General features: G+C 56.7%; 20 protein-coding genes. 6 read left to right on the forward strand and 14 right to left on the reverse strand.

What is annotated here, in order from left to right; genetic code table 11:
- Position 1: 1 nt before the first annotated feature.
- Complete coding sequence (gene rplK / locus AC2FI8_RS12400) at positions 2 to 451, reverse strand: 50S ribosomal protein L11 (RefSeq protein ID WP_037314971.1); 450 nt, start codon at positions 449 to 451, stop codon at positions 2 to 4.
- Positions 452 to 721: 270 nt separating this feature from the next.
- Here rplK and AC2FI8_RS12405 point away from each other — a divergent pair, with 270 nt between their 5' ends.
- From AC2FI8_RS12405 to AC2FI8_RS12420, 4 genes are all read left to right on the forward strand, one after another.
- Positions 722 to 1,912 (forward strand): adenylate/guanylate cyclase domain-containing protein, encoded by a 1,191-nt coding sequence (locus AC2FI8_RS12405; protein ID WP_496726636.1) that lies wholly within the window; start codon positions 722 to 724, stop codon positions 1,910 to 1,912.
- Between the two features lie 380 nt (positions 1,913 to 2,292).
- Positions 2,293 to 3,513, forward strand: coding sequence for a peptidoglycan-binding domain-containing protein (locus AC2FI8_RS12410; protein ID WP_496768436.1), 1,221 nt, complete (start codon positions 2,293 to 2,295; stop codon positions 3,511 to 3,513).
- A 464-nt stretch (positions 3,514 to 3,977) separates the two neighbouring features.
- Complete coding sequence (locus AC2FI8_RS12415; protein ID WP_496779306.1) at positions 3,978 to 4,838, forward strand: hypothetical protein; 861 nt, start codon at positions 3,978 to 3,980, stop codon at positions 4,836 to 4,838.
- On the forward strand, positions 4,835 to 5,599 hold the full coding sequence (locus tag AC2FI8_RS12420; RefSeq protein ID WP_496779308.1) for a hypothetical protein: 765 nt from the start codon (positions 4,835 to 4,837) through the stop codon (positions 5,597 to 5,599). The genes AC2FI8_RS12415 and AC2FI8_RS12420 overlap by 4 nt, the downstream gene beginning before the upstream one ends.
- Positions 5,600 to 5,730: 131 nt before the next feature.
- Here the strand turns inward: AC2FI8_RS12420 and nusG are convergent, their stop codons facing one another.
- The 11 genes from nusG to ccoN form a co-directional block, all read right to left on the reverse strand.
- Positions 5,731 to 6,264: a transcription termination/antitermination protein NusG gene (gene nusG, locus AC2FI8_RS12425; protein WP_058272488.1), complete on the reverse strand. Its 534-nt coding sequence runs from the start codon at positions 6,262 to 6,264 to the stop codon at positions 5,731 to 5,733.
- Between the two features lie 200 nt (positions 6,265 to 6,464).
- Positions 6,465 to 6,662, reverse strand: coding sequence for a preprotein translocase subunit SecE (gene secE / locus AC2FI8_RS12430; RefSeq protein WP_058279820.1), 198 nt, complete (start codon positions 6,660 to 6,662; stop codon positions 6,465 to 6,467).
- 68 nt (positions 6,663 to 6,730) lie between these two features.
- Entirely contained in the window at positions 6,731 to 6,889 is a 159-nt protein-coding gene (ccoS, locus tag AC2FI8_RS12435) for a cbb3-type cytochrome oxidase assembly protein CcoS (RefSeq protein WP_058272490.1), read from the reverse strand.
- Positions 6,890 to 6,894: 5 nt separating this feature from the next.
- Positions 6,895 to 9,072: a heavy metal translocating P-type ATPase gene (locus tag AC2FI8_RS12440; RefSeq protein WP_496768442.1), complete on the reverse strand. Its 2,178-nt coding sequence runs from the start codon at positions 9,070 to 9,072 to the stop codon at positions 6,895 to 6,897.
- Between the two features lie 3 nt (positions 9,073 to 9,075).
- Positions 9,076 to 9,534, reverse strand: a complete 459-nt coding sequence (locus AC2FI8_RS12445) for a FixH family protein (RefSeq protein ID WP_496726646.1) — start codon at positions 9,532 to 9,534, stop codon at positions 9,076 to 9,078.
- Between the two features lies 1 nt (position 9,535).
- Positions 9,536 to 10,963 carry a cytochrome c oxidase accessory protein CcoG gene (gene ccoG / locus AC2FI8_RS12450; RefSeq protein ID WP_496722131.1) on the reverse strand — a complete coding sequence of 476 codons (1,428 nt, stop codon included), beginning with the start codon at positions 10,961 to 10,963 and terminating at the stop codon, positions 9,536 to 9,538.
- Between the two features lie 100 nt (positions 10,964 to 11,063).
- Positions 11,064 to 11,939, reverse strand: a complete 876-nt coding sequence (locus AC2FI8_RS12455) for a LysR family transcriptional regulator (RefSeq protein WP_496779310.1) — start codon at positions 11,937 to 11,939, stop codon at positions 11,064 to 11,066.
- 408 nt (positions 11,940 to 12,347) lie between these two features.
- A complete protein-coding gene (gene ccoP / locus AC2FI8_RS12460; RefSeq protein WP_496779312.1) occupies positions 12,348 to 13,211 on the reverse strand; it encodes a cytochrome-c oxidase, cbb3-type subunit III in 864 nt (287 codons plus the stop codon).
- Complete coding sequence (locus AC2FI8_RS12465) at positions 13,208 to 13,444, reverse strand: cbb3-type cytochrome oxidase subunit 3 (protein ID WP_472724514.1); 237 nt, start codon at positions 13,442 to 13,444, stop codon at positions 13,208 to 13,210. Before AC2FI8_RS12465 ends, ccoP begins: the two co-directional genes overlap by 4 nt.
- Positions 13,445 to 13,455: 11 nt before the next feature.
- Entirely contained in the window at positions 13,456 to 14,184 is a 729-nt protein-coding gene (gene ccoO / locus AC2FI8_RS12470) for a cytochrome-c oxidase, cbb3-type subunit II (RefSeq protein WP_496739443.1), read from the reverse strand.
- A 13-nt stretch (positions 14,185 to 14,197) separates the two neighbouring features.
- The gene (gene ccoN / locus AC2FI8_RS12475) at positions 14,198 to 15,805 is read right to left on the reverse strand and encodes a cytochrome-c oxidase, cbb3-type subunit I (protein WP_472724515.1); all 1,608 of its coding nucleotides are present in this window, start codon (positions 15,803 to 15,805) and stop codon (positions 14,198 to 14,200) included.
- Positions 15,806 to 16,000: 195 nt separating this feature from the next.
- On the opposite strand from ccoN, the gene AC2FI8_RS12480 reads away from it, so the two are divergent.
- Positions 16,001 to 16,840 carry a universal stress protein gene (locus tag AC2FI8_RS12480; protein ID WP_496779315.1) on the forward strand — a complete coding sequence of 280 codons (840 nt, stop codon included), beginning with the start codon at positions 16,001 to 16,003 and terminating at the stop codon, positions 16,838 to 16,840.
- A gap of 44 nt (positions 16,841 to 16,884) precedes the next feature.
- Here the strand turns inward: AC2FI8_RS12480 and AC2FI8_RS12485 are convergent, their stop codons facing one another.
- Positions 16,885 to 17,139 carry a GlsB/YeaQ/YmgE family stress response membrane protein gene (locus AC2FI8_RS12485; protein WP_170417060.1) on the reverse strand — a complete coding sequence of 85 codons (255 nt, stop codon included), beginning with the start codon at positions 17,137 to 17,139 and terminating at the stop codon, positions 16,885 to 16,887.
- A gap of 64 nt (positions 17,140 to 17,203) precedes the next feature.
- Positions 17,204 to 17,944, reverse strand: a complete 741-nt coding sequence (fnrL, locus tag AC2FI8_RS12490; RefSeq protein WP_496726626.1) for a transcriptional regulator FnrL — start codon at positions 17,942 to 17,944, stop codon at positions 17,204 to 17,206.
- A 64-nt stretch (positions 17,945 to 18,008) separates the two neighbouring features.
- Here fnrL and hemN point away from each other — a divergent pair, with 64 nt between their 5' ends.
- Positions 18,009 to 19,364 (forward strand): oxygen-independent coproporphyrinogen III oxidase, encoded by a 1,356-nt coding sequence (gene hemN / locus AC2FI8_RS12495; RefSeq protein ID WP_496779317.1) that lies wholly within the window; start codon positions 18,009 to 18,011, stop codon positions 19,362 to 19,364.
- The last annotated feature ends 105 nt before the right edge of the window (positions 19,365 to 19,469 follow it).

The raw sequence follows: 19,469 nt of genomic DNA on the forward strand, positions 1-19,469 counted from the left end.
CTTACTTCACCTCGATGCCCATAGAGCGGGCCGAGCCCAGGATGATCTGCATTGCGCCTTCGACATCGTTGGCGTTCAGATCTTTCATTTTGGCTTCGGCGATTTCGCGAACCTGCTTCGAGGTCACGGTTGCCACGGTCTCACGACCTGGGTTTTCCGCGCCACGGGGGCGGTTACGCTTACCAACCGGCTTCAGACCAGCTGCTTTTTTCAGGTAATAAGACGCGGGCGGCGTCTTGATGTCCATGGTGAAGGACTTGTCCTGATAATAGGTGATCACGGTCGGGCAAGGTGCGCCTTGCTCCATGTCTGCGGTCTTGGCGTTGAACGCCTTGCAGAATTCCATGATGTTGATGCCGCGCTGACCCAGCGCCGGACCAACTGGCGGCGACGGGTTCGCCTGACCTGCAGGAACCTGCAGTTTCATCGTACCAGCAAGCTTCTTAGCCATTTGGTTTCTCCTTTTTCAACACCCCTCTGACGCGTCATCAGGGCTATTCAGTTGTGTGGTCTGGTCCGCGAATCGCGATACGCTCGCCTTCCACAGTGCTTGTCGCTTTCAACGACAGAGCTGCGCCTTACTCGCCTGCACGTCCAATTGCAAGCCGAATTTCTGATCGCCGATCTGCCTGACGTACGAATCTTGCAGTTTCAGCCCAAGACAGTCAGAGTTTCATGATACCGGTCTATACGCTACAGCACGCAGCCTAACGAGAAACGCATGTTGCCCGCATCGCAAAAACCCAGCCCGCAACAAACTAAAGTTGACGCCCTGATCGAATGGATGGTCGATGGGGCCCGCTCGGCAGGAAATGCCATAGGCATCATTGAGGGTATTTGTACGAGTCTAGTGGATGCTGGCGTAGCAATCGACCGGTTCGGGTTGTTCATCTGGACGCTTCACCCCAATCTGACAGGCCGCCGGTTCTTATGGAAGGCGGGTGAGGGAGTGGACAGGGTTGATGCCCCGCTGCAGTTGTTTACGACCGAAATTTACACGAACAATCCCTTGCCCCATGTGATCGAGCGTAAGGAAACTATTCGTCGGCACTTGGAAGACCCCGATTGCCCGGAAGATTACATCATCATAGGCGAATTGCGCGAACAAGGGTTTACAGACTATCTTGCGCAGCCACTGATCTACCTCAACGGCGATACCCACGTGTGCACGTGGTCGAGCGCATCGCCGGGCGGATTCTCAGAACGGGACTTGAATATTCTGGAGAGGGTCCGTGGACCGCTCGCACGCCTGACCGAGTCCTATATGCTGCGACTGGATGCAACCTATCTTTTGTCGACCTATGTGGGCCGGAACAGTGGCGCACAAATTCTGGATGGCAAGATACACCGCGGCGACGGAGGAGAAATCGACGCCGTCATTCTTTTCGCAGATCTTAAGGGGTTCACACAACTCTCGAATTCAGTTTCCGGAGACGCGTTAGTCAAGCTTCTGAATAATACTTTCGACTGCCTGGCCCCATCCGTGATGGATCAGGGCGGTGAAATATTGAAATTTATGGGTGACGGATTTTTTGCCATTTTCCCAACTCGGGAAAACATGCCCCCAGACGCACAGGTCAAAGCCGCAATTGCGGCGGTTCAAGAAGGTTGGCAAGCGCTGGACACGGCAAGCTTCGATCATAAACTGGGCGTCCGCACAGCTATCCACTATGGTCGGTTTCATTATGGCAACATCGGAGGTGGCGACCGGCTGGATTTTACAGCGATTGGGCCTGACGTGAATCTAACCGCCCGATTGCTTACAGCGGCGACAGAGTTAGATTCTGATCACGTCCTCTCTGACGCGGCTGCGGCAATTCTGCCAGAACTGTGCGAACAGATCGGAACGGCGTCCCTAAAAGGGTTTGGCGAGGATCAATCTGTCTGGAAAGTTCGCACAGCAAATTCATAAAAAGGGTGCCCAACAGGTCACCTCAACATAAACTTTCTGCGAAGCCCAAGTATCCCTGCTTCGTAACCTGCGTGAAGTCCAGCTCGGCCGACATCTCGCAGCCAAAGATCGAAACCAAGACCTTCGCTTCTGGTTCTCGTCGTCCACGCCGTCGCCCATACCGACGAATTCCTCGAACGGACCATAATTGACCCGCTCGTCCACATTTCGTGAGTTAGAAGACTTTTATACCCATCGGAAAATAGCCTGAAATTGGCAAAAGTCCGCCAACCAACCGCGCTAAGACTGGGATTCGAGCGTCACTGCAATGTCCAGGTCCGCGTTGAGCAATGAATGTGGTATACTCATCAAATTCAGGCGTTTTGTTTTGGAGGTAAGTTATGTTTTTTCGTTTGATAGTTACGCTCGGACTCGCCCTATCCTTTGCTGCAACCGCTCCTCAGGTGGCGCGGGCCGACGCCGGTGACTTCCTCGGCGGCGCTGTCGTTGGTGGGGTCTTAGGTTACGCGATAGGCCAGGACCAGCAGAAGAAAAAAGCCCAGAGAACGACGCGGTCAACTCGGACCTACCGTCCCGGCATACCGTCGACAACACAAGGTGCGCAAACTCAGACCGCACTCAACTACTTTGGTTACAATGCCGGAAGGGTCGATGGACAGGTCGGCCGCGGAACCCGGTCTGCGATCGAACGTTATCAGGTTTCAATGGGCTACCCTATCAATGGCTATGATTTTCAGCCCTATCAGCGCGACTTCCTTATGCAGGCCTACTATTGGGCGACAAGCGGAGGACAGGCATCGACTCAACTGTCCGGACAGCCTCTTTTGTTAGCGTACCGTCAGCAAGTGCATAGCGGCACCGCGCTGGCGGCGGCTCCGCAGCCACCGGCAGTGGCCGCCCCGGTCGCAACCGCGCAAGAGGTCGAACCCACGACAGACGTTGCCGAAGCACCATCCACTACCCTACCGACCTTGTTTTCTGGCGGCACAACAGGCCCGTCACTCGCCAATCGCTGCAGCGCGGTTATGCTTCAGACGTCGACCAATGGCGGCTACACGACTTTGGCCAATATGTCCGATCCTGATTTTGCACTCAGCGAACAGTTTTGCCTGGCTCGAAGCTATGCCATGGCCCGGGGCGAGGATCTGATGCAGGACATTCAGGGACTGACACCAGACCAGGTCGCAGCTCAGTGTGACGCATTTGGTGAAATGTTGGAGCCGCAAGTTGTTGCGTTGTCTCTAAACTCAAAAACAGAGTCGGAAACTCAGATGCGCAAGCTTGCTTTGGATTCTGGGCTCAGCCCTGAAGATCTTGCCGCGACAAGCAAAGTCTGCCTGGCAATGGGTTACCTGCAGGACAACATGGATACCGCTGTTGGTTCTGCACTGATGTTGGTCGCTATGGGCGAGCCAGCCTATGGAGAGTTGGTTGGGCACCACCTGCGCGAAGGCTTTGGTGTACAAGAACGCCGCGATCTTGCGATGCAATGGTACGATGCGAGCCTTTCTGCGCTGGATGCCGGATCGCAGGCTGTCTTCCTGCCATCCCAATCAGACCGCCCGCAACTCTTGCGTGCGGCTATGGTGCAGGCGAGATAAGTCGATAAACTAAACGCTATCGGCGTCTACCAAGCTGAAACAAAAAAGCGCCGCGTTGCGTGTTGCATCGCGGCGTTATCAATGTAGCCAGAAAACAACCTAGCTCTACTTCGCAAGTTGCTAGAAACCTAGTTCGACCGTGACTTCACCGCCAAAAGTTAGAACAGCAGCTTGACCGGCACGCCCCACCCGACTTGTTTCGCGCGGTCAGATACGAGACCGCGATCCCAGCAACCTCCCACGAGAGAATCTCGCCCGAAAACGGTAAAGGCGGCATGAATAGGGGAATGGTGGGGTTGGCAAGTAGCTCACACCTTGTTTCCAAAGGGCGTGTTTGTGTCCTGAACGAGCCTCTGTGACAGTTGGAAACAGCGAAACAAAAAAAATAAATTGAATGCATAAGTTGCTTAAGAAACGCAGGCGGGTATCTTGGTACGGCTTGGACACAGAAGAGGTGGTCAGGGATGGCATCATCTCGACTGAACAAGGGACTATTGGTCTGCATTCTTTTTGCTATGCTGCCGGGCTGTGGTAGCAAGGCTCAGGATCAGGGCACAGAGCCGAAGGCGGTCACCCAAACCGGCGGGTCCAACAGTTCTTCTTCATACTCCTCGACGGGAATTGATCCTGCCACCTATGCCGGTCGGTTTCAGATCAAATTGACTAAAGAAGTTCCACTGCGCGATATTCCGGTTCCCTTCACTGTCTATGGTGGCCTTGAAGAAGCCAGCCCAACCCGTTTGCAACTGCGCGCCTTTGTGGATTTGCGCGGATTGCAGGAAAAAGCGCCTCAAATCCTGACCGGTCCCCTGGAAGAAAGCTGTAAACGCCAGATCTATCTTGAGGTTCGGGACGTCACCGCCATAGACGACACCGTAAAGATTGAAGGTTCAGCCCGTGCGCAGTTTACGAGATGTAACCGCCATGAAGAACCGGGCTTTCGGTATTTTGGGGCCACGGTAGACGCGGTCGCGGTCGCCAAGGCCGAGGTGAAGGGCCAATGCCTGACATTCAGCATCGAAGGCGTTGATCTAAATCCGCGCGGTTTTATTGGCGCTGTCTCCAATCTTTTCGGACTGACCAACCGCATCAACGAAGCCGTCCTCGAAAAAGGCGGGGAATTTTTGGCTGCGCACCCGGTCTGCCCGCCATTGCCCGCGGAGTTCACTGTACTCGACCCGATTTACGAGTCCGGGGGCACTCGGGAAATTGCGCCAGGCGGGATGGGTGCTGCCATTGTCGGGTCTGCCGATGTCAGCGCTGAGACAATTGTCGAAGTCCTTGGAGGATTGAAGGAGCTTGGCGTATTGGAGTTTGCTGAATGAGACTTTGGTTGATTTTTCCAGTCTTAATGGCAGTAGTTCTGGGAGCCCGAGCACCCGTCGCGCAACAGGTAGATTTTGTCATCGACGCGACACTGCCAGTTCGTGATACGGAATTGCCTTATACGCTTGATCTGAACCTCTCCGCTGTTGCCCCTACCCGGATCGGTGTGGGTGCCCTTCTTGATCTGCGCGAAGTACAGAAAACTGTACCTGAGCGACTGGCGGAAAACGCAATAGTCGACAATTGCGGCCTGCAAGTCCGACTGGATGAATTCGGCTTTAAGGCTCAAGACGACGCGATCGATCTGGATGGGCAAGTGACCATCACAATCTTTGAATGCAGCCGAACCAGTGAGCGCGACTTTCAGCGGGGTGAACAAAAAAACTCTATCCAGGCAAACATGTCCACCGAAGCGACTGTAGAGTTGCGGGACAACTGTGCCTATTTCGAACTTATCGACCTCGTACTCACGGCTCCCGAAGCGCAGCGCGAAAAACTCCTTGAGGACGATACGCTCGAGTCCGTCAAGAAGCTGATGTTGGCTGCCGTAGACCTTGTTTTGAACGAAACCCCTTTGTGTCCGGTACTGCCGGCAGAGCTCGCGTCTCTTGATCCGGTTTATGACTCTGGTGGCCCACGAGAGATCGGAGAAGGTGGACTTGGTGTATTTTTGGACGGTTCGGTGGATGTCAGCCCGTCGACAATTCTGGACATCCTAACAGTTCTTCAACAACAAGAACTAATTCCCGGTCCGCCCTAGCTGCAAAGCTCTTACTTTCCGGTCGATTTCTTCTGCCTTTTGCCTGCGAACTTGAAAAGCTGATGCCATAAAAGCAAAAGCGCCGCGTTGCTCCTAGCATCGCGGCGCTCCAAAATTCGCTGAAGTGGGTTTTAGCCCTGCTTCGTAACCTGCGTAAAGTCCAGCTCGACCGGGGTTTCGCGACCAAAGATCGAAACCGAGACTTTCAGCTTCTGGGCTTCGTCGTCCACACCTTCGACCATACCGTCGAAATCCTCGAACGGGCCGTCGTTGACCTTGACCTTCTCGCCCACTTCGAACGAGATCATCAGTTTCGGCGCGTCTTCACCTTCCTGAACACGGTTGAGGATCTGGTTCACCTCGGCGTCGCGCATCGGCATCGGGCGGCCCTGCGGGCCCAAGAAGCCGGTAACCCGGTTGATCGAGTTGACCAAGTGATAGCCCTGATCCGACATTTCCATATGCACCAGCACGTAGCCGGGCATAAAGCGGCGTTCGGTCGTGACCTTCTTGCCCCGGCGCACTTCGATCACCTCTTCGGTGGGCACCAGTACTTCGTCGATATCGTCCTCAAGGCCTTGCTCAGCCACGGACGTGCGGATCTGCTCTGCGATCTTCTTTTCGAAGTTCGAAAGAACGCTGACCGAGTACCACCGTTTCGCCATGAACCTGTCGTCCTTGTTTGCCTTCGGTGCGTTCGGAATGCCGCAAGCACCGTCATTGAAATTCTGCCACGTCACCCGGAATAAAAAGCGGCGCACAGCCCGAATCGCCGCACGCCCATTCCGAATAGTACTGTGTCAACTACTCTGACATCCCGCGCTGTGCAAGGGGGCTGTGGCGTTTCCGCCCGGCCCAATCCGGTTTAACCGAATGCGCCCAGGATCAGTTGCAGACCGCCGCGAATACCCAGATCGACCAGCGCAAAGAACACAGCGGTCAGTGCCGCCATGATGAACACCATGACCGTGGTCAGCAGAACCTCGCGCCGGGTCGGCCAGACGACCTTCGAGACTTCGGCACGGACTTGCTGAATGAACTGGATCGGATTCATAGTTGCCATTTGGCTCGGTTCTCTCTGCTAGCGGATGGGTCGGACATAACCGGGCATTGCGGCAATTTCAAGAGTGGTCAGGACTTGGGCTTGTCATCCCATTCATCGCTGAGGATACGCCGCGCGTCACCCTCGGGATCATCATACTGGTTCGACCGCACCGTGTAGATAAACGCCACAAGGCCAACCCCGCCCAAAAACAGGGAAATCGGTATGAGATAGGCCAGAACTTCCATATCAACTACCTCAGGCGCAGGGCATTCAGGGACACGGTAATCGACGACGTCGACATCGCCAATGCCGCGATCAGTGGCGTGGCAAACCCGGCCACGGCCAAGGGTACCGCGATGATATTGTAAACCGTGGCGATGCGAAAGTTCTCGCGAATCCTTTTGGTCGCCTTCACTGCTGTGTCACAGGCATCTGCAATCGGGGACAAATCGTTGCCCAGTAATACGATATCCGACGCCACCCGCGCTGCGTCCAGCGCCGAGGCAGGTGAAATTGACACATGCGCCGCGGCAAGCGCGGCTGTATCGTTTAGCCCGTCACCAACCATCAGGACGTGGCGGCCCTGGTCGCTGAGCTCCTGTACATGGGTGGCTTTATCCTGAGGCAGCGCCTCGGCAATCCATGTTTCAATCCCAAGCTTGTCTGCCAGCGTTTGAACCGCGCCTCGTGTATCACCCGAGATGAGAACGACACTCTTTCCGCCGTCACGGAACGCCTGCACAGCCTCGGCCGCGCCCGGACGCAGAGAATCCGAGAACAGAAACGCAACCGGTGACTGCCCCGTGACCGCCAACCAAGCTGCCGTCTGATCACCTTCGGTCGCGCCGGTCCAACCGGCGCGCCCAAGGCGCACACGCTGATCACGGTAGGTTCCTTCGGTGCCATAACCCGGAACCTCGACCACATCCTCAAGTCTGGCAGGCTTGATCCCGGCATCTCTGGCGAACTTGGCAAGCGACACCGACAACGGATGCGAAGACGCCTCGGCCAGTGCCAGTGCAATCTCAAGATCCGCGCGGGAATGATCCTCAAGATTGGTCAATTCCGGAGTGCCGGATGTAAGTGTGCCGGTTTTATCAAAAACGACCGTATCAACCTCGGCCAGACGTTCCAGCGCAGTAGAATGTTTGATTAGCATCCCCTTGTGAAACAATCGCCCCGAGGCCGCCGTCGTCACAGCGGGCACAGCAAGCCCCAGCGCACAGGGGCAGGTGATGATCAGAACCGCCGCAGCGATGTTCAGCGCGGTTCGGATATCGCCGGAATAGATGTACCACCCAAGGAAACTGAGCGCGGACAGAATATGCACCCCCGGCGCGTATAGCTTGGCCGCCTTGTCAGCCAGCGACGTATAGCGCGATCGACCGGATTCTGCGATGGCCACCAGATCCGCCATACGGTGCAGTGACGTATCCTCACCGACCGCTGTGGTCCGGATCGTCAGCGGGCCCGTCAGGTTAACCTCACCCGCGCTGACGGCAAGACCGGCTTCGGCAAAGACAGGCAACGTCTCGCCCGTCAACAATGACCTGTCGAGCTCCGATTTGCCCGATACAATCTCACCATCCACAGGCATACGCCCGCCCGGGCGAACAATTATCAGATCACCAACGGCCAGGCTTGCGACGGACACCTCTTCTTCCGCCCCGTCCACCAAGCGAATTGCACGCGGCACTTCCAGGGCCGTCAGTTCTTCGGCTGCTGATCGGGCCGCAGCGCGGGTGCGATAGTCCAGATACCGGCCTGCGAGCAGGAAGAAGGTCAACGTCAGTGCGGCGTCGAAATAGGCATGCTCTCCGCTAAGCGCGGTTTCCCAAAGCGACGTGACAAGTGCCAGTAGGATCGCCAACACAATTGGCACATCCATGTTCAATCGTTTGACTCGCAGTGCACTCCAGGCGTTGGCAAAGAAGGGCTGCGCGGAAAAGGCAATCGCAGGCAGAGCAATGGCCGCTGAAATCCAGTGAAACAGATCCCGCGTCGCATCCGTAGCCCCTGACCAGACCGACACAGACAACAGCATCACGTTCATCGACGCGAAACCAGCCACCGCCAATCGCATCAGCAGATCACGCCCGGCCTTGTCGGATTGGGTTGCCGACAAAGCGCCCGGGTCCAGCTCATGCGCCTCGTACCCGGCGCGCTCCAAAACGGGGATCAGGTCGGCAGCGTGTGTCTCAGCGGCTGCTTTGACCATTGCACGCTTGAGCGTCAGATTGACCCGCGCGTCCTCGACACCCGGATGGGCGTTCAGCGCGCGTTCAACATTCGCAATACAGGCCGAGCAGCGAATGCCGGGCAGGGATAGGGCAATCTGCACATCTTCAGGAACGGGTCGCGCTGGTTCTGCCGGTGCTGCGATGCAACCGGGGCATGCCGCCGTACCTGAGCTGAGCTGAGCGGTCATCCCCTACCCTTTCACATACAACGGAACCCGCTGCGCAAATTCGGCACCGCTGTTGTCTTTGGCCACCAGACGGATGTTCCAGTTCCCCTTGCCCAGCGCTGCGGGCGTGGAATAGGCGGTCCCGTCAAAAGTGAAATCCGGGGTGAAATCCTCTTTCACATGCGTCGCCCGGCCAACAACTGCCTGCAGCTCGGCCACCTGGACCGGCGCGCCGGTTTGGTCGGTGATGTGCAGGATCAAAAGACCGCCATTGGTCTCAGCCCGGATTTCCCAACCCAAGGCCTGTTGCACTTTCAGGCGCTCGTTGAACTCCTGACTGGCGACGTAAGAGTTTTTGACCTCGAGCCCGGGAAAGGTTTGGACAGCTTTGTAGGCCAGCACGAGATTCACGGAAATGATCACCCCGAAAGCAGCGACAAAGATCGCCAGAAAGTGCTTTCCAGTAAATTGACGCTCGGCCATCTCAGTTTCCTCGTCCATTGAACGTCGTGTCCTTGTAGGCGCGCTCACCGCTTTCGATATCCTCGATCCAGATCCGAACCGGTGTCGCGTCCGCCGCTGCCGGATCCGTGTCTTTCGAGGCGATAATATAAACCCGCTGCAATTGCGCAGTATCCGCCGTGACATTCACCGTATCAAGTGGCGTGCCTTCGATCACGATCCGCATCGCCGGATCACCGGACAGAGACAGCTTGAACAGCCGTTCCTCGCCATGTTTGTTCCGCACGCGCACGTCATAAGTATTGCGGATCGTGCCGTCGGACAGGGTGACAAAGGTCGGGTTGCGAACCGGGGCCACGGTAACTTCGATGTCGGACCGGATGAACAGGGCAAACAGCAGCCCAAAGCCGACAAGTGACCAAAGGGCCGTATACAGGATGGTCCGGGGCCGCAGGATATGTTTCCAGACATTTTTGGGCGGCTTACCTGCCCGCTCGTTGGCTTCGTCGCTCAGCGCCATATAGTCGATCAAGCCACGCGGCTTGCCGATCTTGGCCATCATGTCGTCACAGGCGTCGATACACAGCGCACAGGTAATGCATTCCAACTGCTGTCCGTCGCGAATGTCGATCCCAACCGGGCAGACATTGACGCAGGCCATACAGTCGATGCAGTCGCCCAGCTCGGAGTCCGCAGTTCGTTTGCCCTTGCCGCGCGGCTCACCACGCCATTCACGGTACCCGACGACGAGTGTATCCTCGTCCATCATCGCCGCCTGAATCCGCGGCCATGGACAGGCATAGATACAAATCTGTTCACGCGCGAAGCCACCGAACAGGAAGGTCGTTCCCGTCAAAATCAGTATTGTCGTATAGGCAACCGGATGGGCGTTCCCGGTCACAAGGTCCCGCAGAAGCGTCGGCGCATCGGCGAAATAGAACACCCAGGCACCACCGGTCGCCAGACCGATCAAAAGCCAGGCAGCCCATTTCGTCAGCCGCAACCGCGCTTTGCGAAAGTCTAGCTTTTCCTGACGATGCAGACGTAACCGGGCGTTGCGATCTCCTTCGATCCAGCGTTCGACAAGGATGAACAGGTCAGTCCAAACCGTCTGTGGGCAGGCATAACCGCACCACACGCGCCCCAGCGCCGAGGTGAAAAGGAACAACCCCAACCCGGCCATGATCAACAAACCGGCAACAAAATAGAATTCATGCGGCCAGATCTCGATCCAGAAGAAATAGAACCTGCGGTTGGCCAAATCCAGCAACACCGCCTGATCCGGCAGGCTGGGCCCCCGGTCCCATCTGATCCACGGGGTGATGTAATAGATCCCCAGCGTGACCGCGAGAATGATCCATTTCAGATTGCGAAACGGCCCGGACACGCGACGCGGAAATATGGGTTCTCGTGCGGCGTAAAGGCTGGGTGCGGGGTCGGAATCGCTCACGGGCTGGCTCCAGATGTGGCTATATCACGGTGTCTTTTTCCAGAACACAAAGGTAGCCACTTTGACATGGGTCAAAAGCGCATCGTGCAGACACCTTTTGTCACATCTTACCAGCTTGCCGCCTGAGCCATGCAATAAAAGTTTTTGCCGCCGGACGCAGAGGGAAATCACCAGTAACAAGGTGATATCCGCTGTTTTCGGGCTCGCGAAACAGTTCGATGATTTGGCCCGACGTGATTTCTGCTTCGACAAAATGCCGCGCCGTGACGGTTACGCCCTGCCCCGCGCGCAACCCTTCCAAAAGCAGATTGCCGGGCAATGAGATTCGCCCTGCATTTGGCCCGTGCCCGACACCACGTCGGGCCAGCCAGTTGGTTGCCTCGGTGGTGCCGAACTCTTCAAGCCAAGGCAGTTCGCTGAGCTCGTCTGGCGTCCACAACGTTTTTTCCCCCACCAGATTGTGGGCCGCGACGATCACCATAGGGCTTTGCAGCAACATTTCTGTACGGACACCGGGCCATGTGCCTGCACCATAGCGGATGGCCACATCGACACCGCCGGGATCTAGGCTGACCAGTGCAGGTGACGGATCAAGCGCCAATTGGATATCCGGGTGTTCGGCCTGAAATGCTGGCAGGCGGGGCATCAGCCATGACGCGGCAAATGACGACGTCAAAGAAACATGAACCGGACGATCCTGTTTGGATTGGGTCAGTTCGACCAAGGCATCGCCAATCGCACCGAACCCAAGATGCACGGCGCGCGCCAACCTTTCACCTTCAGGCGTCAAGGTCATGGATTTGCCGGACCGATCCAACAGCGCAACTCCAAGAAATTTCTCAAGCACGCGCAATTGCTGGCTGATGGCAGCGTGGCTGACATTCAGTGAGTTGCCCGCTTCCACAACATTCCGTGTCGCCGCAAAAGCGGAAAAAGCTCTGAGCGATGCGAGCGGCGGCATTTCCATCCAGTTCATATGTAAGCCCTGATTACATATAGAAATGCTAATTGAGTCGCATTTTGCAGTCTGAAAATCAATCCTGATGACAGAAGAACCAAAACTCAGGAGATGTCAGATGCTCTCAATTCTTGCAAAGTCATTCATGATTGCCACCCAGACACATGAGCTGGATGAACCAAAATCATCGGATCGGCCTGACAGACAAAAGCAACGCTGGTTGCCGGAAAGTCATTGGTGGAGGCAACACAAACGCGCCAGTTTTTCGCAATGCAAATAGCAAACCGAAGCCCGCGTCTGGACCGCCTCGCTGGTGGTTTGTAAGGTAGAGAGGCAGCACCGGCTGTTCAGGAAACGCGCGAACAGATGGAACAGCCGGTGCCTCAACCTTCGGACGGCGAACCGTCCGAAGGTATTCTTTTGCGGTTACTGACCGCCACCCAACTGGTGGACATAGGCGGTGACAGCGCGGATTTGCGCTTCGGTCAGGCGGTTTTCCCACGGGGGCATCACGCCAAAGCGGCTATACTGTACCGTTTCGGTCAAAGCCTCTTCGCTGCCACTATAAAGCCAGATCGCATCCGTAAGGTTCGGTGCACCTTGAGTGACGTCACCCTTGCCGTCTTCGCCATGGCAAACCGAGCAGTTGTCCTCAAAGACAACCTTGCCTGCCTGTGCCGCCGCGTCGTCTGTCTGCGCATTGGTCAGCGACATGACGTACTGTACGACCTGCGTGATCTCCTCTTTCTCTAGGATTTCGCCAAAGGCTGGCATTTCGGAATAACGTGCATCGTCGCTTTCTTCATTCCGAATACCATAGGCAATGGTGGTCTCGATATCTTCCAGCGAACCGCCCCAGAGCCATGCGTCGTCCAGCAGGTTCGGGAAGCCCGGCGCACCCTGCGCGCCCGAACCGTGGCACTGCGCGCACCATGTCCGGAATACCGCGCCGCCCGCATTGACCGCATATTGCTGCAGCTCCGGATCTTTCGAGACATCTTCAAGCGAGGTTTCAACCAGTTTGGCGTTCCACGGCGCATTGGCCTCTTCGAAGGAAACGATCTCTTCCTGCACCAATTCTCGTGAAGACCAGCCAAGGACGCCCGCAGTTGCGGATTGAACAAGCGGCCAGGCCGGATACATGATCGTGTAGATCACACCCCAGATGATCGTGACGTAAAAGGTCCACAGCCACCAACGTGGCATCGGATTGTCGAATTCCTCGATGCCGTCCCAGCTGTGGCCCGTGGTATTCGGATCGCCCGGCTGTTTTTCAGGTATCTTGCTCATTGCCGCGCCTCCTTGGATGTGGCGGGTTTGTCGCCCCCACGGGGCGCAGCTGTTTCATCACCCTTGAGGGGCGCAGGGGCATCTTCGTGCCGGAACGGGATGTTGGCGGTGTCCTTGTATTCTTTGCTGGCTCCGGGACGGAAAACCCAGATCACGATGCCAACAAAGAAGACAAACAGTACCAACAGCATCCAGCTATCCGCGAATTGCCTCAGGATTGTGTATTCTTCCATCACACCCTCCTTTAGCGGCTCGGATCCGGGGTGAAGGTCGAGAAATCGACCAGCGTTCCCAGCATCTGCAGATAAGCTACCAACGCATCAGCCTCGGTCAGCTCGGGCTGGCCGTCGAAGTTGCGAACGCTGACCTTGTCACCGTACCGTTCCAGCAAACCGTCATAGTCGCTGTCCGGGTCGGCCTGCGCTCGGAAATCCGCCTGCGCATTTGCCAGCATCTCTTCCGTATAGGGCGTGCCCACGACGGCATTCGCCGACATGACATCACCGATATACTTGCCGTCGATCTTGCGATGCTCGAGGAAGCCGTACTTCGGCATCACCGATTCCGGAACCACCGACTGCGGGTCACGCAAGTGATCAACATGCCACTGGTCGGAATAGCGGCCACCAACACGCGCCAGATCTGGTCCAGTACGCTTGGACCCCCATTGGAACGGGTGGTCGTACATCGACTCGGCCGCCAGCGAGTAGTGGCCATAGCGTTCGACCTCGTCCCGCATCGGGCGGATCATCTGGCTGTGGCAGGTATAGCAGCCTTCGCGGATGTAGATGTCACGGCCCGCCATTTCGAGAGGGGTGTAAGGGCGCATGCCCTCCACCTTCTCGATGGTGTTCTCAAGATAGAACAGCGGGGTGATCTGCACGATGCCACCGATGGTCACGACCAAAAAGCTGAAGATCAGCAGGAGGGTCGCGTTGGTCTCGAGGATCTTATGTTTGTCGAGAATTGCCATTGCTCCGGCCCTCCTATTCAGCCGGGACCGCGACGGTCAGGCTGGCCTCTTTGGCCGGCGCTTTCCGCACAGTCATCCACAGGTTGTAGCACATGATCAACGCACCCGCGACGAACATCACGCCACCCAAAGCACGCACCACATACATCGGGAATTTGGCAGCCACGGTGTCAGCGAACGAGTTCACCAGGAAGCCGTTTGCATCCACTTCACGCCACATCAGGCCTTCCATGATACCGGTCACCCACATCGACGCGGCGTAGAGCACGATGCCGATAGTGGCGAGCCAGAAGTGCCAGCTGACCATCTGCAGCGAGTACAGACGCTCACGCTTCCACAGGACCGGCACCAGGAAGTACAGCGCACCAAAGGTGATCATGCCGTTCCAGCCCAGCGCGCCCGAGTGCACGTGACCGATGGTCCAGTCGGTGTAGTGGCTGAGGCTGTTGACCGCGCGGATCGACATCATTGGCCCCTCGAACGTGGACATGCCGTAGAAGCCGACCGAGATCACCATCATCCGGATCACCGGGTCAGTACGCAGCTTGTCCCACGCGCCCGACAGGGTCATCAGGCCGTTGATCATGCCACCCCAGGACGGCATCCACAGGATGATCGAGAACACCATGCCCAGCGTCGACGCCCAATCCGGCAGCGCGGTATAATGCAGGTGGTGCGGACCGGCCCAGATATACAGGAAGATCAGCGCCCAGAAGTGGATGATTGACAGCTTGTAGCTGAATACCGGACGCTCGGCCTGTTTCGGGATGAAGTAGTACATCATGCCCAGGAAGCCTGCGGTCAGAAAGAAGCCCACGGCGTTGTGGCCGTACCACCACTGGATCATGGCGTCTTGAACGCCCGACCAGACGATGACTGACTTCGAACCCCAAACGCTGACCGGGATGGTCATGTTGTTGACCAAGTGCAACATGGCGACGGTCACGATGAACGCCAGATAGAACCAGTTCGCCACGTAGATGTGGGGCTCTTTCCGCCGGACGATCGTACCCAGGAATACGGCCAGATAGGCCACCCAGACGATGGTCAGCCACAGGTCAACGTACCATTCGGGTTCCGCGTATTCCTTGGACTGCGTTCCACCCAGCACATAGCCGGTTGCTGCCAGAACGATGAACAGCTGATAGCCCCAGAACACGAACCACGCCAGATTGCCGCCCCATAGGCGCGCAGCGCTTGTGCGCTGGACCACATAGAAAGACGTCGCGATCAGCGCGTTACCACCAAAGGCAAAAATCACAGCCGAGGTGTGCAACGGACGCAAACGGCCAAAGTTCAGATAGCCTTGTGCCCACTCGAAGTTCAGCACCGGAAAGGCCAACTGAAAGGCGATAAAGGTCCCCGCAAGGAACCCGACCACCCCCCAGAAGGCAGTTGCGATCACGCCATAGCGGATCACGTCATCCATGTACTCGGCCGAACGGTCGACGAGGATATCTGGCTCATCCGTATTTCTCAGCGTCCAGATGAACAATCCACCGGCGATCAGCATCACCAGAATTGCATGCACCTGATACGCCAAATCGCGTGCGTAATTGGTTCCGATCGCCGCGAATATCGCGATCAGACCAAGCACGATCAGCTTGATGTAATTTGACATATTGCGTCCCTTTGCCATGCCCCGCGCGATTCTTATTTGTCGCGGAACCCTTTTGACTGGCCGTTGTTTTGTCGGACAGCGGCCAACCTCGCTTTGATCTGTATCAAGACAATAGCCCGAAATCTGTGACAATCCTAAGCCTTAGACTGAGTTGCATGGCCGCATGCCACTTAGCCCTGAAGACAAGAGGTCAAAATGGCGTACAAATCTCTTCTCACAGTCGTAACGGACTCGGGACAATCACAATCAGCCTTGGCGCAAATGGTTGCACTGGCAAATGCACAGGATGCGCATGCCGAAGCGCTATGCCTTGGCGTCGATCGCAGCCAAGCGGGTTATTATTACGCGGGTGCAAATGCTCTGGTCCTGCAAGAAACGCTGAGCCGGGCCAACGCAGACGCCGACGAACTGCTGACGCAAACTCAGGAATATCTGGGCAAATCCGATATTCGCTGGTCTGCCGAAAGCGGGGTCGCTCAGATCGCCGATATTGGTCGGCACGTAGCGCATCGTGCCCGGTTCTCGGATCTGGTTGTCCTGCCTAAACCTTATGGCAAAGACCGCAGCGCCGAGGCCGAACCAATTGTCGAAGCCGCCATGTTCGAGGGTCACGCGCCAATTCTGGTCACGCCTGATAGCTCAGCGCCCTTTGAGCGTCCTAGTACTGTGCTGATCGGGTGGAATGAAAGTGTCGAAGCCATGCGCGCCATCCGGTGCGCCCTGCCTTTCCTGACGCAAGCTGATCTGGTCCGAATTGTCATTATCGACCCGCCGCGCCACGGCCCCGACCGCTCTGACCCCGGTGGACTACTGTCTCAGATGTTGGCTCGTCATGGGGCCAAATGTGAAATTGATGTGCTCAGCAAAACCATGACCCGTGTCTCAGACATCCTGAACAGGCACGCCGAAGATAGTGAGGCGGACATGATCGTTATGGGTGCATATGGTCATTCAAGGTTCCGCGAAGCCATCCTGGGCGGGGCGACTCGCAACATGCTGGAACAAGCTTCGGTCCCAGTGTTTCTGGCACACTGATCAGGCGTGTTTCCTATTCAGGGCCTTCCGTTCGGACGGATGGCCTAGACGCGTTTTATGAGACCAATCACAAACAACAGTATGACCGCGCCGATGGTTGCGAAGAGTATTGACGAAAACACGCCGCCGCCAACCGAAAAGCCCAGCGCCGGGAAAATCAGACCTGCAAGAAAGGCGCCCACGATCCCGACTATGATGTTTCCGATCAGGCCGAACCCGCGGCCTTCCATAATTTTTCCCGAAAGCCACCCGGCGATCGCACCGATGACCAGCATTGCCAAAATGCTACTGAATTCCATGCCTTACTCCTGCGTGGTTCATTCACGGATTCAGTAAATCACGGCTGAAGGCAGCAGGATAGGCTTAAATCAGAAAGCCGCCATCCGAGTCGTCGCCAGCCTCGTCCATCAGACGCCGCATATCGGGGATTGTCACGTGGCGTTTGCCTTCCAACTCGATGACCCCCTCTTTCTTCAGGGCCGAAATCTGGCGACTTACGGTTTCAAGGGTCAATCCCAGATAATCTGCCATAGCCTCGCGTGTCAGCGGCAGGTCAAAGACAATCGGGCCAGGTTTTTGCTTGGGCGCAATTGAAGCGTCCCGCCGGGCAATGATTGACAGCAAGCTTGCAATCTTCTCGCGCGCCGTCTTGCGCCCCAGCACCAGCATCCACTCGCGCGCGGCATCCAGTTCATCCAGCGTCATCTGAAGCAGCCGGTGCGCAATATGGGGCGTGTCGTTCATCAGTTGTTCGAATGGCTTCTTGCGAAAACAGCACATGACCAGATCAGTTGTGGCCTGCACATCATAAGGCGCAGAATCACGGCCCGGCCGACCGACGAAATCGCTGGGCAGCAACAAGCCAACCATCTGGGTTCGCCCATCTTCCATCGTCTGGGTCAACGAGGCAATTCCTGACACGACAGAGCCCACAAAGTTCATCTGATCGCCCGACCAGATGACTGTCTGACCAGCTTCGAAGCTACGGTAATACTTAATGCCTTCAAGCTCTTCCAACTCATCAGCATCACAATGCGCACAGACGGCGCGATGCCGAATGGGGCATTCGGAACAATTGGTATGATCAATCTGTGCTTTTAGCATCGTTCGCGCTTTCACTTGATCTCAGTCAAGGTTTCGTAGACGGCCGTGCCTTAACGGTATCGCTATGATAGTGAAACCGCAATTATCAAAGCTTGGACTATTTGACGCGAAAGTCCCGCGTTACACAAGCTATCCCACCGCCCCGCATTTCAGCAACGATGTGGGGCCAAGTCTTTTTGGCGACTGGATTTCCGGGATCAAGCCGGGCAGTTCTGTGTCGCTGTACGTCCACGTCCCGTTCTGTCGCAGACTGTGCTGGTTCTGCGCCTGCCGGACGCAAGGCACCCAAACCGACAACCCGGTGATCGCCTATGTAGATGTCCTCAAGGCCGAGTTGGACCTGCTGGCCGCTCACCTACCTGCGGGAGTAACCCTTTCGCGCCTGCATTGGGGCGGTGGTACACCCACCCTGCTGAACCCCGATCTGATTCGCGATCTGGCCGCCCGGATTCTTGAAATTGTCCCGCTGGGGCCGGATGCAGAGTTCTCGGTCGAAATCGACCCGAATGAGATTGACGAGGGTCGGCTCGATGCATTGGCCGAGGCCGGCATGAACCGTGCGTCTATCGGCGTGCAGGATTTCGACGACGAAATCCAGAAAACCATCGGACGCATCCAAAGTTACGACACCACCCGCAACGCCATCGAAATGATCCGTGCGCGCGGTATCGCCAGCCTGAATGCCGATATTCTGTATGGTCTGCCGCACCAGACCAAGACACGGATGACTGAAAGCGTGCAGAAATTGCTGTCGCTCAACCCAGACCGGGTGGCGTTGTACGGCTATGCGCATGTGCCGTGGATGGCAAAGCGGCAGCAGCTGATCCCAACGGATGCCCTGCCCACACCCGAAGACCGCCTGGATCTGTTCGATACGGCCCGGCGCCTGTTCCTGTGGGACAAGTACGCCGAAATCGGCATTGACCACTTTGCCACGCAGGATGACGGGCTGACGCACGCACTGAACGCGGGAAGGTTAAAACGCAACTTTCAGGGCTACACCGACGATCAGTCCGACGTTCTGATTGGAATTGGTGCAAGCTCGATCTCACGATTCCCGCAAGGATACGCCCAGAACGCACCCGCGACGTCAGCACATACCAAAGCGATCCGCGAGGGCGGGTTCTCAATATCCCGTGGGCATTTGTTCAAAGGCCAAGATATCTTGCGCGCCCGATTGATTGAAGCGTTGATGTGCGATTTCCGGATAGATACCGCCGAGATTCTGCGCGACCACAACATCACCGCCGCGGAATTGCAGGAGATGTATCAGACTGCAAACGCAACCTTTGACGGGTTGCTAAGCGTCTCTGAAGACGACCTGTTCATCCCGCCGGAGGCGCGCGCGCTGACCCGAATGGTCGCCCGCACCTTTGACGCCTATGATCTGAGCAAGGCGGGACACAGCTCGGCGATCTGATATCGACGCAGGACAGGACTTGACGCGGAGGGTGGGTTTTCCCCACACTTGCAGGGCGGGTGGAAATCCGCCCCGTGCCTGAGGCAGGCAGAGTACCAGACAGTA

The organism is Ruegeria sp. CDSB029, assembly GCF_059611125.1.

Coding starts and splice junctions, on each gene's coding strand:
- AC2FI8_RS12465 (WP_472724514.1), bottom strand. CDS start 13,444: ATGGAAGAATACACAATCCTGAGGCAATTCGCGGATAGCTGGATGCTG.
- AC2FI8_RS12480 (WP_496779315.1), top strand. CDS start 16,001: ATGGCGTACAAATCTCTTCTCACAGTCGTAACGGACTCGGGACAATCA.
- ccoS (WP_058272490.1), bottom strand. CDS start 6,889: ATGGAAGTTCTGGCCTATCTCATACCGATTTCCCTGTTTTTGGGCGGG.
- AC2FI8_RS12445 (WP_496726646.1), bottom strand. CDS start 9,534: ATGGCCGAGCGTCAATTTACTGGAAAGCACTTTCTGGCGATCTTTGTC.
- ccoN (WP_472724515.1), bottom strand. CDS start 15,805: ATGTCAAATTACATCAAGCTGATCGTGCTTGGTCTGATCGCGATATTC.
- AC2FI8_RS12455 (WP_496779310.1), bottom strand. CDS start 11,939: ATGAACTGGATGGAAATGCCGCCGCTCGCATCGCTCAGAGCTTTTTCC.
- hemN (WP_496779317.1), top strand. CDS start 18,009: ATGATAGTGAAACCGCAATTATCAAAGCTTGGACTATTTGACGCGAAA.
- AC2FI8_RS12440 (WP_496768442.1), bottom strand. CDS start 9,072: ATGACCGCTCAGCTCAGCTCAGGTACGGCGGCATGCCCCGGTTGCATC.
- fnrL (WP_496726626.1), bottom strand. CDS start 17,944: ATGCTAAAAGCACAGATTGATCATACCAATTGTTCCGAATGCCCCATT.
- AC2FI8_RS12420 (WP_496779308.1), top strand. CDS start 4,835: ATGAGACTTTGGTTGATTTTTCCAGTCTTAATGGCAGTAGTTCTGGGA.
- AC2FI8_RS12415 (WP_496779306.1), top strand. CDS start 3,978: ATGGCATCATCTCGACTGAACAAGGGACTATTGGTCTGCATTCTTTTT.
- AC2FI8_RS12485 (WP_170417060.1), bottom strand. CDS start 17,139: ATGGAATTCAGTAGCATTTTGGCAATGCTGGTCATCGGTGCGATCGCC.
- ccoP (WP_496779312.1), bottom strand. CDS start 13,211: ATGAGCAAGATACCTGAAAAACAGCCGGGCGATCCGAATACCACGGGC.
- AC2FI8_RS12405 (WP_496726636.1), top strand. CDS start 722: ATGTTGCCCGCATCGCAAAAACCCAGCCCGCAACAAACTAAAGTTGAC.
- nusG (WP_058272488.1), bottom strand. CDS start 6,264: ATGGCGAAACGGTGGTACTCGGTCAGCGTTCTTTCGAACTTCGAAAAG.
- AC2FI8_RS12410 (WP_496768436.1), top strand. CDS start 2,293: ATGTTTTTTCGTTTGATAGTTACGCTCGGACTCGCCCTATCCTTTGCT.
- ccoO (WP_496739443.1), bottom strand. CDS start 14,184: ATGGCAATTCTCGACAAACATAAGATCCTCGAGACCAACGCGACCCTC.
- secE (WP_058279820.1), bottom strand. CDS start 6,662: ATGGCAACTATGAATCCGATCCAGTTCATTCAGCAAGTCCGTGCCGAA.
- rplK (WP_037314971.1), bottom strand. CDS start 451: ATGGCTAAGAAGCTTGCTGGTACGATGAAACTGCAGGTTCCTGCAGGT.